At 31.4% G+C, this 16,778-nt stretch carries 11 protein-coding genes and 2 pseudogenes; 3 read left to right on the plus strand and 10 right to left on the minus strand.

All coding sequences use genetic code 11. From position 1 onward, the window contains the following. Position 1 precedes the first annotated feature (1 nt). The 6 genes from MKY70_RS28745 to MKY70_RS28770 all read right to left on the minus strand — a co-directional run bounded on the left by MKY70_RS28745 (position 2) and on the right by MKY70_RS28770 (position 6,818). On the minus strand, positions 2–769 hold the full coding sequence (locus MKY70_RS28745) for an acyl-CoA dehydrogenase family protein (RefSeq protein ID WP_149191287.1): 768 nt from the start codon (positions 767–769) through the stop codon (positions 2–4). A gap of 17 nt (positions 770–786) precedes the next feature. Continuing rightward, positions 787–1,740: a PLP-dependent cysteine synthase family protein gene (locus MKY70_RS28750; protein ID WP_241139182.1), complete on the minus strand. Its 954-nt coding sequence runs from the start codon at positions 1,738–1,740 to the stop codon at positions 787–789. Between the two features lie 19 nt (positions 1,741–1,759). Beyond that, entirely contained in the window at positions 1,760–2,740 is a 981-nt protein-coding gene (gene sbnA, locus MKY70_RS28755) for a 2,3-diaminopropionate biosynthesis protein SbnA (RefSeq protein ID WP_176280902.1), read from the minus strand. Positions 2,741–4,203: 1,463 nt separating this feature from the next. Continuing rightward, a complete protein-coding gene (locus MKY70_RS28760; RefSeq protein ID WP_088031224.1) occupies positions 4,204–5,190 on the minus strand; it encodes an ABC transporter ATP-binding protein in 987 nt (328 codons plus the stop codon). Positions 5,191–5,218: 28 nt separating this feature from the next. Beyond that, positions 5,219–6,013 (minus strand): ABC transporter permease, encoded by a 795-nt coding sequence (locus MKY70_RS28765; RefSeq protein WP_088031225.1) that lies wholly within the window; start codon positions 6,011–6,013, stop codon positions 5,219–5,221. A gap of 16 nt (positions 6,014–6,029) precedes the next feature. Continuing rightward, on the minus strand, positions 6,030–6,818 hold the full coding sequence (locus MKY70_RS28770) for an ABC transporter permease (protein ID WP_201050416.1): 789 nt from the start codon (positions 6,816–6,818) through the stop codon (positions 6,030–6,032). Positions 6,819–6,920: 102 nt separating this feature from the next. Between MKY70_RS28770 and MKY70_RS28775 the strand changes: the two genes are divergently transcribed. Further along, positions 6,921–7,874, plus strand: a complete 954-nt coding sequence (locus tag MKY70_RS28775; protein ID WP_088031227.1) for a helix-turn-helix transcriptional regulator — start codon at positions 6,921–6,923, stop codon at positions 7,872–7,874. Positions 7,875–8,100: 226 nt separating this feature from the next. Further along, a pseudogene (locus MKY70_RS28780) lies at positions 8,101–8,226 on the plus strand (zinc ribbon domain-containing protein); the annotation flags it as partial. Between the two features lie 111 nt (positions 8,227–8,337). Here the strand turns inward: MKY70_RS28780 and MKY70_RS28785 are convergent. From MKY70_RS28785 to MKY70_RS28800, 4 genes and pseudogenes are all read right to left on the minus strand, one after another. After that, positions 8,338–10,020 (minus strand): helix-turn-helix domain-containing protein, encoded by a 1,683-nt coding sequence (locus tag MKY70_RS28785; RefSeq protein WP_341026545.1) that lies wholly within the window; start codon positions 10,018–10,020, stop codon positions 8,338–8,340. A 336-nt stretch (positions 10,021–10,356) separates the two neighbouring features. Continuing rightward, positions 10,357–11,482: pseudogene (locus MKY70_RS28790) on the minus strand (IS3 family transposase). Positions 11,483–11,813: 331 nt separating this feature from the next. Then, complete coding sequence (locus MKY70_RS28795) at positions 11,814–12,521, minus strand: IS6 family transposase (RefSeq protein WP_149191291.1); 708 nt, start codon at positions 12,519–12,521, stop codon at positions 11,814–11,816. Positions 12,522–13,576: 1,055 nt separating this feature from the next. After that, positions 13,577–15,559: a methyl-accepting chemotaxis protein gene (locus MKY70_RS28800; RefSeq protein WP_241139185.1), complete on the minus strand. Its 1,983-nt coding sequence runs from the start codon at positions 15,557–15,559 to the stop codon at positions 13,577–13,579. Between the two features lie 762 nt (positions 15,560–16,321). On the opposite strand from MKY70_RS28800, the gene MKY70_RS28805 reads away from it, so the two are divergent. After that, positions 16,322–16,774 (plus strand): DUF5065 family protein, encoded by a 453-nt coding sequence (locus tag MKY70_RS28805; RefSeq protein ID WP_241139186.1) that lies wholly within the window; start codon positions 16,322–16,324, stop codon positions 16,772–16,774. Positions 16,775–16,778 lie beyond the last annotated feature (4 nt).

Genomic DNA, 16,778 nt, shown 5'->3' on the forward strand with positions numbered 1-16,778 from the left:
GTTATACGTAGTTAATGTAGTGGAATACAGAACCAATTCCATGAATTTCTAAAAACCTGCTATTTATACCTGCTTCTTCAATTAATCCATATGCGCCAGTTGTAGGAACTAACTTATCTACAATTTCTTGTTGACTCTCTATAAGAAATATTATTGATCTAACACATTCTTTCATGGTAATTAATTTCTTATCTAATTTCTTTGCTAGTTCTATTAATAATAATTTATTGGTTGTATACTCTGTAAAACTATCTGCTAATGTTTGGCCCACTAATTGATGTTTATGAATAGGTACATCAAAAGCAACGCGTTTTTTCGAGTAGTCAATACAAATTTCTAGTACTTGCTTTAAAGATAATAATTGTAATACTGGTATAAGGAAATAATTTATTCTTTGGTAAAGTATTGATTCATTATCTATTTCTAATTCCTTTAATATTCTCGCATATTTCAGATTGATCTCTATTACCACAATTTGATAATGAGTCAATTCAAGTCGCTGCGTAATGTAACTAGACTCTATTTCATAAATTAAATTCTGGTGTATAAATTTTACACTTTGTTCAAGATTAGCATTCTTTTCTACTATACTTATATACCGATGTCTATTTACACCTGTTGAAAATAAAAAATTAACATTCTCTATTTGAGTTAAATCATACCCAACTTCATGTACCATTTTAATAATCTGCTCAACATCAGTAGTATTTCTATTACAAAAATACTCAATCATTTGAACCATATTAGATTTATTTTTATTCATTATCATTGAACTCACCTCCTTGATTAAAACAGATTATGTTCTTTGAGCCATTCATCATTAAAAATTGTGTCTAAATATTTGGTCCCATTATCAGGACAAACTGCTAAAACTCCACCTGATTCTTCTAATTGATCGGCAATTTTGATAGCAGCATATACTACAGCTCCCGAAGATCCTCCTAATAATAAACCTTCTTTAGTAGCTAAATCCCTTGTTGTTTTAAAGGCATTATAGTCATTAACCTTTTCATGATTATCTACATGTACTGTATTAAATATTTTAGGCTTAAAATAATTTCCAGGACCTTGTTGTAAATATGGGCCTTTTTCTCCACCAAATAAAGTAGATCCAACTGGCTCCACCCCATATATTAGCAAATCTGGCCTTTTATCTTTGATACCTTTAGAGACACCCGTTATTGTTCCACCTGTGCCAACACTAATAACTATCGCTTTAATATCTTGATTAATTTGTTTTAATATTTCTTCTGCAGTATGTATTTCATGAGCATGAGGATTCATCACATTATCATATTGACTCAAATTAATATAATCTTTATTATCTGCAATTAAATTACGAATGTATTTTATACGATATTCTGTTAAATCTGCATTTTTCAAATTTATGGTTCCTTCCACCATCTCTACCTCTGCACCATATGCTTTAAGTAAGTTAAGCTTTTCTCTCGGGATATTTTCATCTGCTACACATATAACTCTGTAACCTTTTTTCTTCCCATATAAAGCTAACGCTATGCCAGTATTACCCGAAGTGGATTCGACAATAGTCATCCCTGCCCTCAATCTGCCCGATTCCTCCGCATCTTTCAGCATTTCTATAACAGGTCGATCCTTGACACTCTTACCAGGGTTAAAGCTTTCAAGCTTTAAAAATACATTCTGATATTTAGCCATTCTATTTAGTTGTACAATTGGGGTATCGCCACATAAATCAAATACAGATCTTACATAATCCATTGTTAGCTTCCTTTCATTGCTAATAAGCTAGATTTTCAATATTTACTTTCCGATTACTTTTTGAACAAAATACATCCAATAAACCATCCAAATATCTATCGCCATTATCAGGAAATATTACTACTATATTTTTTTTACCTTTTATATTTCCCTTTAACTTAAGTGCTGTAAAAAGTGCCGCTCCTGAAGATGGACCAACAAGAAGACTTTCATTTTTAATAATCTGTTCACACATTTGAACACTCTCATCGTCATTCACATGAAATACTTCATCTATAAGTTCTCTTTTTAAATTAGGAGGTGTTACATTCCCACCAATCCCCGTCATCCTACGAGCAGAAGGACAGCCACCAAAAATAGTTGATCCTTTTGCATCAACCGCTATAATTTTTGTTTTTTTCATATGCTTTTTAACAAATAAACCACAACCTGTTACTAATCCTGCGGAGCTAACAGGTATTACTAAGTAATCAATATCTTCTCCTAACGCATTATAGATTTCAAAAGCTGTTCCTTTATAATGTGCCTCTGGATTCCCCTTATTGTCATATTGATTCGGCCAGTAAGCATCTTCATATACTTCTAATAATTCCTTTACCCTATCAATCCTTGCTTGTTGATAGCCACCATAGTTATCTGGTCGAGAGACCATATCTATTGTTGCTCCATACGCTCGCATAATCTTTAAGTTAGTCGTACTAATTCTAGGATCGACTACACAATGTACCTGATATCCCTTAACTGCACCAATCATAGCTAGAGCAATTCCTAAGTTCCCTGAGCTTGACTCAATAATTCTTCCACCCGGCTTTAATATTCCTTTTTCTTCAGCAATATTAATCATATTTAATCCTGGACGATCTTTCATACTTCCCCCAGGGTTAAACCCTTCTATCTTCGCAAAAATTCTCACATCATTATCAGAAAATGCTTCTAATAACATTAATGGTGTACTACCTACCAAGTCTAGTATTGAATTGTTAACTTTATAATTTTTCATCTTTTTCTTCTCCATATTTTTTATTCCTTAAATAAAAGAATACAAATTGATTAAAAGTAATGACATAAATACACAGTTAATTTTGCGTTATTTACAGAAAAAACATTAAAGTATGAATTTTTTATTAAATAAAAAATCCTTAGTAGTAGGCCTAAGGATTTTTCGGAGAAATTAAAGTGTTTAACATAATCAATGTAATAATTTATAGTAAGAGCTTAGTGAGGAAAAGTAGTCACTATACATGGAAATAATTTAACCTTTTCATAATGCATATTAATAAAATAAATTAAGTATGGTTCACATAGCTTTAACTACTAAAGTAAAAAAGAAGGCATTTTAAACATTTCTATATGTCTGTTATTACTGAAACAATTAAATAACTTTAATCACAAGAACTTTTGATTTTCCATCTCGTATATTTATCACCTCCTTTATACAGTTATAATCATATATATACTTGTACTGTCCCATCAATTTAGAGTTCTTAACATGTTAATACCATGTTAAGAACTACTAACATATTCCTTTTAAAGTTTTTTCATAAACCATATCCAAATAACATTTAAGTATTAATACATAGTTATATTAGGTTTAATGAACATATAAAATAAAACCACTCAGAAATACTAGTAAAGTAAGTCTAAATGGCTCTACCTAAAAAATTAGAACAATATTACGCGTTTACGCCTCCAACAAGAACTTTTGGGTTTGTCATATTAACCACCTCCTTTATATACTCATTTTCTTATTTCATAGTTATCATCTCATATACACTTGTACTGTCCCATTACTTTAAAATCATTAACATGTTAACGTCATGTTAATGACTTCCTGTACCTTCCTTCTGATCTTCTTCAGAAGATACATCTAAAAAACATTAGTAAATTAATATAAAATAATGATTTCTTATATAAAAAAATAGAACCACCCAGAAGTACTAAAAAAGTACATCTGAATAGTTCTACCTAAAAAATTAGAACAATATTACGCGTTTACGCCTCCAACAAGAACTTTTGGGTTTGTCATATTAATCACCTCCTTTATATACTTATTTTCTTATTTTCTTATTTTCTTATTTCATAGTTATCATCTCATATACACTTGTACTGTTCCATTACTTTAAAATCATTAACATGTTAACGTCATGTTAATGACTTCTAGTGCCTTCCTTATGACTTTTTTATACAATACGTCTAAAAGATGTTTGTACATTAATATAAAATAATAATTTCTTATATAAAAAAATAGAACCATCCAGAAGTACTAAAAAAGTACATCTGAATAGTTCTACCTGAAAAATTAGAACAATATTAAATCTTTACGCCACCAACAAACATTTTTGTATTTGAATCTGTCATGTCTTTCCCTCCTCTCATAATATATTGCCGCTTGGCATATTTATAATATAATAATCTACTCTTATCATTCCATTATTTAATAGTAATTTTGTTGTTAACAGTACGTTAAAGAACCATCCCATATTGTTTATTTTCATATAATTCCCTTAATACTTGCTCTATTTCAGGTGTTTCAATTTCTATTTTAATTAACCTGAATTGTTTAGATAATTCATTAATAATCTTTGGTACTTCTTCATGATCACTAAATTCAAAGTACATTTTATTATCTTCTTTTTTTAGAGGAATCAAAGATGGTATCTTATTCATGTCTTCTAGCGCAATTTCCACGATTAACGTATCTTTTTTTGTGGTCATTTTCTTTAAATTATTTTTTGCACCATCAAACATAATCTTTCCTTGATCAATAAGAACAATTCTGTCACATAATTTTTCAATATCGTCCATGTTATGAGATGTTATTAATACCGTTGTTTTTTCTTCTTTATTTAAAAATTTAAGAAACTCCTGTATCTTATTTTTAGCCAAAACATCTAAGCCAATAGTTGGTTCATCTAAAAATAAAATTGGTGGTGAATGCAGTAGTGTAGCAACCATTTCTCCTCTCATTCTCTGCCCTAAAGATAATTGTCGGACTGGTCGATTTATAAATTCCTCCATATCTAATATTTCAATAAAGTTATCTAATCTTTTTTTATATACCTTAGAATCAACTTTATATATCGCTTTTAATAGTTCAAAGGAATCTTTTAATTTTAGATCCCACCATAACTGTGTTCTCTGTCCATATAGAACGCCAATATCTTTAGCATTTTCTTTACGATACTTCCCTGGTTCCCTACCCAGAACTTTTAACTCTCCTGAAGTAGGTGTTAAAACTCCTGAAAGCATTTTTATTGTTGTAGATTTCCCTGCCCCATTGGGTCCTAAATACCCTACCATTTCACCTTCAGCAATGTCCATATTTATATTATCTACAACCTTTTTCTTAGTTCCTTTCCTTCCTAAAATTTGATTCAACATAAAGAAAGAACCATTTTCTTTAGAATATACTGTAAATTCTCTCGATAAATTTTTTGCTTCAATAATCAATACAGACACCCCCAAAATTTTTTAAAAATTAAGAACCGGCTCCCGAATAAAACTTAATAGACACGTGCCAAATAATATAACTTAAAATAGATAAAATAAGTGAGACTGCCAAACAAATCAAAATAAGATTGTCATTTAATAAATAAGAACCTTTTCCTAATAAACCGGCACTTGGATAGAAGCCTATAAACCCAATAGGAAGTATAAAAGTTAAGAAAAATTGTACCCATTTCGGAAAAATTGTGACTGGATAGTTATCAACATTCGTATAGATATTGTCTAACATTTGAAACAATCCTCCACTTTGTAAAGTAATAAAGGCTGTTGATCCTATTATTAAATGGATAGATATAGAAACTATAGTTCCACAAATAATTAGTAACACGGTATATAAAATTGATACAGCACTCCATCCACTAATATGGACACCTGCGTAAATTAACGCACTTACTGCATAAATTACTGTTCCTAAACTGTTAATATTAATTTGCTTACTTGCAAACTGTAAAAGTGCGTTCATTGGTCGGACAAGGATTCTATCAAACTCCGCATTTCTTACATAATGATCAATGTCCATAATGTGTATAAATAATAGTAAGCCCAACGAATAGGAAAGCATGTTAAAAGACGAAATGAATAAAATTTCGTAAAAATTCCATCCGGCTATACTTGGAAAGTTTCTTGTTAGTACCCATATAAATAGGGTAGAAAATATTCCGAAACATGTAACACAAATAATGCCTAAGAAAAAATTAAATGGATATGCCATTCTAGAACGAATATTAGCTTTCTGCATTTTTAAATAAAGTCTTAAGTATTCCATATACTTCTCTCCTTTCTTAACCACCAGCAACTACAAGCACTCTTTGAAAATATCTAACAACTAAACGGATGATTATTATTAAGCCAACAGCCCACATTATTTGAAAAGCCAATAAACCTAAAACATTCTGAAAATTAACTTGCCCTGTTATAATAGATAATGGAATATCGTACATTCCTCTAAAAGGTAGAAATTGAGCGATTTTTTGCAAAAACTCTGGGAAAAACCACAGTGGTATTAATTGTCCGGATAAAAACGAAGTAGCTAATCCTATAACAATCTCAAATCCCCAAACTTCTACAAAAACAAATGCAAGAAGAGAAATAAAAAACTGAACACAAAAATTTATTATAATACCAGCAAAAATACTAAATAAAAAAGCACACCACATTATCCATGAGCTACTAATACTAATTGGGAAAATAAACACGGTAATAACTCCAATAGGAATAACAACCGTCATAATATTCGCAAGAATCAGTCCGAACGAACGCGAAAGCATTGCAAACTCAAAATTCCATGGACGTTGAAATTCTTGTGCTATTTGTCCATTTTGAATTTTTTGACTTACTTCCCATACAATTGTAGGAGTATATAGGGATTGTAGTACAATTGAGATTGTCATATATGTTAACATTACGTCTAAAGTAACATTAACCCCATTCGCTGGGGGATTCTCATATAAGACGGTCCAAACCTGCCTTACAGCAAACACGGCTATAAGCGTTGCTATAATCTTTGTTAATACATTAAACTTGTATACTGTTGCACTCTTAAAGGTAGTTCGCATCAATTTACTGTACATATATTCGCCTCCATTCCTTATTTGAACAACTTAATCGTAACATTTAATAGTGACAATTTTTGTCATGTATAAAAGAAAAATTTTTAAAAAGGATGAAAACTGATGAGCAAGATAAATAGACTTTTTAATATATTGCTGCAAATCAACACAAAAAATAAATTTACTGTGCAAGAGCTTGCAGATGAATTTAATGTATCTAAACGTACGATTCTACGGGATTTAGAAGAATTATCTACCCTTGGAATTCCACTTTATTCTGAACGAGGTCCTCATGGGGGGTATCGTTTAATAAATAAAAATGGCTTATTACCCCCCATTACATTCTCTGAAAATGAAGCAATCTCCTTGTTTTTCGCTTGTCAATCTTTACAATATTATGATTCCATACCATTTGAACATGAATCTAAATCCGCTCTAAATAAATTTTATAATTATCTTCCACAAGAACTAAAAAAAAAAATTGATTCAATGAGTGAAAGGGTGCTCTTTATCACTCCAACAAGACAGGAAAAGACCCCTCTTTTAAAAAATATAATGGATGCTGCTATTGATCAAGAAGTGATACAAATTGAGTATGAATCAAAAAGAGGCTTCTCAAAACGAATTATACAGCCCATAGGTATTTATTCGTCTAATGGGTATTGGTATATGCCCGCATATTGCTTTAATAGGCAACAAAATAGATTGTTTCGAATAGATAGAATAAGGATGCTAGAAGTTAAAAATAACTTCCCGCAAAAGAAAGATTTTTCTAATTTAACTTTAAATACATGGTTTAAAAAAACAGAAGAAAAACCCAAAGAACTTATAAAATTATATGTGATTTTAACAAGAGAAGGTATTCTTAAATGTGATTTTAACATCTGGTTACGTGAAAAAATTAAAATACTTGATGATGGAACAGGTCTAATTGATACATACCTAAATAAAAATGAAATTGGATATATGAGTGAGTTTTTTTTAGGTTTGGGAGATGACGTTGAAGTTAAACATCCTATAGAAATAGTTACACTAATCAAAGAAAAAGCTTCAGCTATATTAAATAAATATGCGTAAAGTATATACAAGGATATTCTAACATTCCATCAGTTTTGTTAGTCATAAATTTTAATATATAGTCCAATTCAATTAGAATTAAGATACTTTTATAAAGACATAATTTTCAAAAAACATAGAGACAAACCTTAAACAAGCCTCTAAAAAACTTTTGCTTAAAGGGATTTCATTTACACTGTTTCACTTAATCGGTATAATGAACAATTGAAATTTTTCATTATACCGATTAAAAACTTTATCAATTCGTGAGTGGGATTACCCTACTTGTGGCGCACATCACGATAGAGATCGAAATGCAGCGCTCAATCTTAGAAACCAAGCAATTCGTCTCTTAACCGTAGGAACTACGGGATCGCCTAATGAATTAGAAACCGTTAGGTTTCCGTACTTAGGAATCTCCCACTTCAAACAGTCCGTGAGGATGTTAAGTGGTGAGTAGTTCAATAAAATAGATATTCTTTCTTTACATTTTTTCAATAATAATTTGTCTATTGTACCAGTGACTTAATTTGTCTCTAGCATTTTCAGAAAGACGCTTTGTTTTTCGATTATAGAATCTGGAAAGAGTAGGTTGCGAAATATCTATTTCTTCCGAAAGTTCTCTCATTTTTATATTCTTTTTAGTATGAAAAAAAACTAGTTTCTCTCGAATCAATTTTTCATTCTCATCCGTATTCAAAGGTTTACTATTTATTTTTACAATTTGATTTTCCCCTTGTATTACATCTATATTTTTTCTTGTTTTCATTTTCCCCACAGAATTAATTAATTCTTCTGGTGGTAAAATCACTATTCCTAACTGTGAATAATAATTTTCAAACCAATACTTCTTTGTAAACTGTGTCTCATCTAAATCTTTAGTGTACGCCCAATGTGAAATAACTTTTTCTTTTTCTAAATCTATTAACACATTTTCTAATTGCTCACGAATACGGTGTGGACGCCCCTTAGCTATATTAATCCCTATAACAGATAATAGTCCTTTTTCTCCACCAATCGAATATGGTCTTTTTAAATTACTGTACTGTTGTCGAATTCTCCACTGCCAAGATAAGTAGCGAATGAGTCGCTTATGGAATTTGTGGCGATAACTATTATACTCCAATGCTTTTTTAGATAATAACGCTGTTGTGCTACTAGATTCGTATAAATACATCGATAAAAAGCTACCTGGCTTTATTCTACAAGATTCAATACCTACGTAATCATTGGTATTTTTATCTCTCCAAAGAACTACAGAATCTAAAACGAAAAGTCTTTTAATTATTTCACGTTTCATTTCAAATTGCTTACCAGTTTCTGCACGATCATTTAAAACCACGACCTCATTATCATCATTTAAATAAATAAAGATACTCGCCAAGGCAGCTATCCGTTGTGCAATTTTAATTTTATCTTCTGCACGATAATACTCTATACCGTTTGCTGTTGCTTTTGGCATATTACACATATCTAGTACATTTTCATAGCTGAAATCAATAAAATCGTCTGGAGATTTTGCTTGATTCAACCACTGTATTGTAATTGTATCTAAACAGTCTGCGGTAAGATCGTCCATATTACTCATTACACCATCAATTAATGTATTCCATCGAGCTGCTTCTTCAATGTTCGCTAACCTTAAATCTTCATCTTTGTGAGAAGAGAGTTTTGCTACTCCACTACTATCTTTCGTTTCAATTAGATACGACTGTAATTTTGTATTTTCATCTTCTTCAAATTGATTCTTTGCTATTCCATCCCTTAACTTATAATAAACTGCAGAGTTATTCACTTCAAGGTAGTTTTCAAGCACGTTTTTGTGATTAGATTCAATTAAAATTTTAGGTGTTATATTATTAACTTTGTTGTCTTTCGGAAATTCTTGTTCAACAAATCTACCAATAGTTTCGTTGATTTCAATTTTATATTTCTCTATACTTGTGAATATTTGCAAAGAAGAGAGGCCACTTCCTCGCTTTTGTTCAAGCCACTTCACAAGCATTGAAAATGAAGGAGAATAATAAAACGAGGTTACAATCTTACTATTATTTTCTTTAACTTCTTCATAATAAGAATTCCATTTTTGCCACAACTCCGCATTATTTTTATAGAGCGGCTCTGATATCAATATTGCATCTCGAAATAATTGTAGAACATTCTCCATGTATACCCTCCTTCATTGTAAATTTTAGTCGAGGATTTATAAAAGTGAAATTTTAATTGCTACATGAACTCCCCTCCTAACAAAATTTGAGGATTTATTAGATGATTTTTAAATTATAGATTTATAATCTTGGAAAATCACCTTTTTTTATCATAGATGTTTACATATATTGATAGCGATCTCTGACATTGATTATATAAAACCAAATTAATTTTTAACATAAAATTAGCGTTAAATAAACATACTGTCGTAATATCAAATGATTTTCAACATATTTAAAGTAAAAGCCCACTGCTTTTGAAGTGAACCCCGAAAGCGGGACACATATCAAAACACCTAAACCATCTGTTCCCTATATTCTTTAGAGGATAGGGGTTTTAATTTTTCTTGAATTCGCACACAATTGTAGTAATGAATGTATTCTAGCACAATCTTTCGCACAGTTGTGTTGGATACTTTTGTTATCTTTTGTGAGTAGAAAGCTTCACTTTTTAAATGATCAAAGAAGCTTTCCATGACGGCATTATCATGGCAATTTCCTCTCCGGGACATGCTGGTGATAATGCTGTTTTCTTTGGCACATGCTTGAAATTCCTTCGCTGTATAAATACTCCCTTGATCCGAGTGAAGGATGACATCTTTTACTTTTCTTCCTCTCATTGCTTGTTTTAATGTCTTCATCGCTAATGTCAGTGTTTGTGACTCACTGACGACATAACTAATAATTTCACGATTAAAGGCATCCATAATCGTTGATAAATACAAGGTACGCTCTCCAAATAATAAGTAAGTCACATCTGTAAACCACTTTTCATTTGGGGCCGATGCTTCAAATTGACGTTCCAATCGATGAGGAGCTACCACTGGTTCCGCACCTTTGAGAGTATATGATATTGTCTCATAATCCGTAATACTTTTTTATGATTCACACACAGTCCCATTTTTGGAAGAGTGGCGGTCACTCTTCGATATCCATACCTTAATTTGTGCCTAAGACAGACGGCCTTTATCTTCTCTTCTATATCATCTTTAAGACGTTCCGTTCGTTGTAACCAGCGATAAAATGTGGAACGGGGTAATTCTAATACGCTACATAATTCTCTTACAGTTATTTTTGTTTTTACATCTCTCCATAAAGTAACTACAGTTTCTGGTTTCAACTCCTTTCGATTTCCAGATACTTTCCCCATACAAGTAATTTTGTTTTTAAATGTTTATTTTCTAAACGTAGTTGTTCTAATTCACTTAGCTCTTTTGGCCCTTTTCCATAAGAATATTGTTTTCCTACAGGTTGTTGAAAACGATACGTTTGATCTGTACGATACCATTTCATCCATGTCTTAATTTGGGAAACGTTTTTAATGACGAGCTTCTCCATAATGGTGTGATTTGAATAACCATCCTTTTTCATTTCAATCACTTTCCACTTTATTTCTTCTGGGTAATGAACTCTTGTCTTCAAACGAAAAACACCTCCTGAATTTGCATACTTAGTATGCGAATTCAGGAGGTGTTTTTTTCATGTACCACTATTCGGCTTCACTTCATTTTCAAGAAAAATTTGGGGATTTTTTTGTTTTGGTGGCGTTTATTCTTCTTAAGTTGATGGATGTGTGGTGCTACCCCATCGCTATCAAGCTAAGCTTATGCAATGTCAATTTTAGGAGAGATTGTCTCTTTTTTCTAAAGGGCAAGTGTAGGTGATTGAAAGATTTGCATACGAAATAAACGGTTCTGGTGCAAATATATGAAGAAGAACATGGATGATGGTAGATTCTTAACGGAATCGTATTTTATGCTATAAGTCCAAACACTTGGTGAACGAACTCTTTCTGATTTTGGACAGACTGATTCTGTAAATCAATTTGTCCCTTTTTTATCATATGTATGGCTTCCACACCACTCAATATAGAAGTTGCTGTTTTATATGATTTAAATCCCAACATAGAACGCACACGTTTCTTGATAAAACGATGATCTTGTTCCACTATATTATTAAGATATCTAACTTGTCTTAGTTGTATGCCTTCGGGCATATGGATCTCCTCTTTCAACTCTTGCACCGCTATAGGGTAGGCAGGGTTCTTATCTACTGTTATCACACGAGGTTTAGAAACATACGAAAAAGCCAAAGCTTTCTTGAAAAAGCGCTTGGCTGCTTGTTTATCTCTTGATTTACTAAGATAAAAATCAATGGTGTTCCCTTCGGAATCTACAGCACGATATAAATACATCCATTGACCTTTTACTTTGATATAGGTTTCATCAACTCTCCATGAGTCATTTGTTGATTTAAGATGATATCGTACTTTCTCTTCTAATTGAGGCCCATATTGATGAACCCAACGCATAATGGTTGTGTGAGCGATTGATATTCCTCGTTCTTCCATCATTTCCACCAGGTTACGAAAGCTTAAATTGTACAGAAGGTACCATCTTACTGTTAATAAGATTAGTTCGGGCTGATAGTGTTTCCACTTGAATAAGTTTTGCTTTTCCATACTAATCACGTCCTTTTTTAAAGTACTAGTATCAGTATGTCCAAGTTTCAGAGATTCGTTACATGAGCCTTATAGTTTTTGCACCAGAACCGTTTTATCTTTATTTCTTTTTAATATATAAGATCTATATTTATAATAGATTTTAATATATGAAGTATTACTAAAACTTGCATATGGAATTGCTAGCCTTCATCTTTGAGAATTCTTTCTACCAATATCATTCTCATTCAATATACATATAAGATTCAATGAATCTGAAAGAAGTTCTTTATCATTTCCTCTTAATTTTTCTTCATCACAACACTCATATTTTATATAGAACGCTTCCAAAAAATTAAGACTATACATATTTTCAATAAATATACTTATTCTAATTATTCGGAATACGCATTATACTTGAAGTGAATTAATTGAAGATAGGAGGATTTAATTATGAAAAAGAACAAATTATTTTCAGTATTACTTTCTATCGCTTTAATGTTTGGTTTTGTTTTTACAGCATTTTCATTTCCAACGGGCGCTAGTGCTTGAGTAATGGACGAAAATAGCCGTACTACAATAGCCCACCAGAAAAGTAGTGATTATATACCATTTAGTGTTACTGCAGGATACAGTCACCTTAAAGTATATGTCAAAAATCGAGGTTAATCTAATTCATATGTTTCTCTTAAACATAGGACTAGTGGAAAAGTAATAAAGAAGGTTTCCCGCAAGGCTTTAAGGCTGGTGATTTTGAACTATCATTTAGTAGTGGCGGTAAACCTGCATACCTTGACTGGGCTTACAAATCATCAGATATTATTTGAAATTAGATGAAGAAGACGGATTTTCCGTCCTCTTTCTTTGTATCTTTTTAAAAAAGGATATATTGTCATTTTCTCAATTTTTATTAAATCTATTTAAACTTTTCATTTAAATAGATTTAATAAATTTCCCTCCAAGAAAAGAGGCCAACTACCTTTTAAAGTAGTTGGTCCTCATTTACAAGTGTCATAATTAGCATTTACTTGCTATGACTTATAACACTTCACACAATTATATTTTAAAATGCTCACTTATACCTTAAACCCTCCAATCAACTCTTGAAGTTCTTCTGCCATTTGTGCCAATTGAGTTGCTGAAGAATTTATCTCTTCCATGGAAGCATGTTGTTCTTCGGATGAACCAGCTATAGTTTGCATACTTGTGGTGTTCTCTTTTACAGCTACTGCTATTTGATTAATAGATGTATCGACTTGCATTGCATCAGATGTCATCTTATTTGATAGGTCCACCATACCATGTATTTTGGAAACGATATCATTCGCTGAATTTGAAATCTCATAAAAACTTTGTTTTGTATCATTCGCTACCTTAATTCCCGACTGTACTTCTATTCCTACTTCATTCATAGCTTTAACAGTCTCATGTACATCTAATTGTATTTCCTTAATTAATTTTCCAATTTCCATTGAAGATTGTCCTGATTGTTCCGCTAATTTCCCAACTTCATCCGCAACAATTGCAAATCCACGTCCCTGTTCTCCTGCCCTAGCCGCCTCAATCGCCGCATTTAGTGCTAATAGATTTGTTTGTTCAGCAATATTTTGAATCGCTTCTAATATAGTGCCTATTTGCTGTGATTTTTTATCTAATAATTTTATTACATTATCTGACTGGGAGACAGAATGATGTATAGACTGCATTTGTGTTACAGTTTGTTCTACTAATTGTTCCCCTTCATTCGCTTTTTGTTTTGTGTATAGAGATGAAGTCGATACTTCAGAAGCATTATCAGCTACACACTGAATATTTCGCGTTACTTCGCCTAATAATTTAGCTCCAGATTCAACCTCATTATTTTGAACCTCTGCACTATTTGAGATTTCTTCCATTTCTTTCGTAATTTGTTCTGTCGCAACACTTGCTTGCTCTACGCTAGCAGTTAGTTCCTCAGAAGAAGCAGCTACATGTCCTGCAGATGTGTTAATTTGAGAAATAATATTACGTAAAGACTCTGCCATTGTATTGAAACTACCACCTAATTGACCAAGTTCATCCTTTGAACGAATATCAATTTTTTCGGTTAAATCTCCCTGACTAATTCTCTGCGCTGAAACAACTAATTGTTTTAGGGGATTAATAATAGATCTAAGAACGAAGAAAATTACAATTCCACCTAATAATAATGAAGCTCCTATTATAGCAAATGTTTTATAAAAAATAGGATTGGTAGCTTCTTCAATTTCTTTCGTAGGCATTACACCAGCTATTTTCCAACCTGTTTTTTTATTTGTCTTAAAGCTTATGTTTCGGTCCTCACCATTGAGGCTATACGTAATCTCTCCATCTTCTTTCTTATAAAGTTCATCTGCTAAAGATTTATCTAATTTTTCACCAGGTTTTAATGTTGGATGAACAACTATAGTTTTATCTTGACCCACTATAGCTACAAAACCTTGCTTTCCTATCTTTATCATTTTAGATGTTTTTACGATATCATCAATATTTAAGTCCATACCAATGACACCACTTTTATCTGCATTTTGTTTGGCAATCGCTATTACCATATTTCCTGTAGCTTTTGATTTATACGGAGATGAAACAATAATTTCTCCATTCGCTTTTTTTGCATCCTTATACCAACTACTTTCTAACGGATTAAATCCTTCTGGTATTTCTCCAACAGGCGCATGAATAAATTGATTGTTACTGGATGCGGAATAAATTGTTTCTATCTCTGGATGTAACTGTATATATTGTTCAAATTTACTCTGTACATTTTGTAATTGATCAGGATTATAATTGCCTTGTGTGAGTAATTTTGCAAAATAAGTTACATCTATATATTTGTTTTCTAATTCATCATCAACAATCTTATCTAAAATACTTACATTATCTTTTGCTGTTTGTAGAATTGTTTCATTAAGATCTGTTTTCGCCTCATCATAAGATGTTATTCCTACGATAAGACTAGGTATAATTAATATTGCAATAAATGCCATAGACAACTTCGTTTTTAGCTTTATTTGTTCCAATCTTTTTTTTATATTAAACACGATTTACTTCTCCTTTTCATTCTTACAACTCATATTATTTATTTAAATGTTTACTCCTTTATCTTTTTCTACAATTATTTATGGTATCATTTGAAATGAAATTACTACTATATTCTTTTGCATGTATCTTCATAGATAGCGATATAGCTTTCACAAGCGGCGTTTTATTTATCCCCCTTACAAATATGTTATTTTTCTATTTCAAGTAAATATAAAACTAAGAATTATTCCAAATAAACCGTATTAAATATATACTTCACTCTATTAAAATGTTTTTTAGTTTTGATTGGATAAAAGGTTTAATTTAGGCCTATTTAAATTGTATGAAATCCTTACCATAAGAAATCCCCTAAAACTTAACTAAGTGAATATATCCCCTGGATAATTCTACTTAATGGCTTTTTAAACCACTCTAACTGCTTCACTTCATTCATACATCTATTTACTACAGCCGCTTTTTTTTGTTGGATTACTGAACCATAAATTCTAAATAGAAGAATAAAATAAATTGGAGGACTATATTGTAACATGTATACATGAGTTTTTAATATTAAAATAAAAAAATATATGAATTTCCCATTATATGCACCTTCATATATTACAAATAATTTAGTATGAATTTTAATTTGCTACCATCTATATAGAAAAATACTAGCATTAGAATATATAACCGCAGGAACCAATATGTATTTTGGATAATGAAACAATGTGACACATTTTTTATATTGAATTGTTTCATGAAAATTGATAGGAGGAATTTTAATGAAACTAGGTAAAGTCGTATTAATTGGAAGCCTATTATTAGGCGGTATTACTAGCATTGAAATGATTGCACCAACTAAACAAGTTGAAGCTGCATATTCTGATCTTTTTAATGATGAATGGGGACTTAAAACCGTTAATGAATTAGAGGGAGCTGAAAATAGTACATACCAACCCGACTGGAATATTGAACACCTAATAACAGGAGATACTTTTTACTTAACACAACGTTTTGGTAGAGAGCATGTTGGTGCCAAAATGAAGATTTTCAAGATTCACCCTGACGGCTCATTACAACGATTTATAACAATTGAACCAGAATTTATTACCACTCCCAACGGGTTAGAAATTTGGAGAACACCAATTACAAACGTATATACTAAAGGGACATATATTACAGTTATTAAGTATAGCGGTGAATTTACCTACTCAAATCATTTTCAAATTAATTAACTCT

Source organism: Bacillus sp. FSL R9-9492, assembly GCF_038007365.1.
Classification (GTDB): domain Bacteria; phylum Bacillota; class Bacilli; order Bacillales; family Bacillaceae_G; genus Bacillus_A; species Bacillus_A mycoides.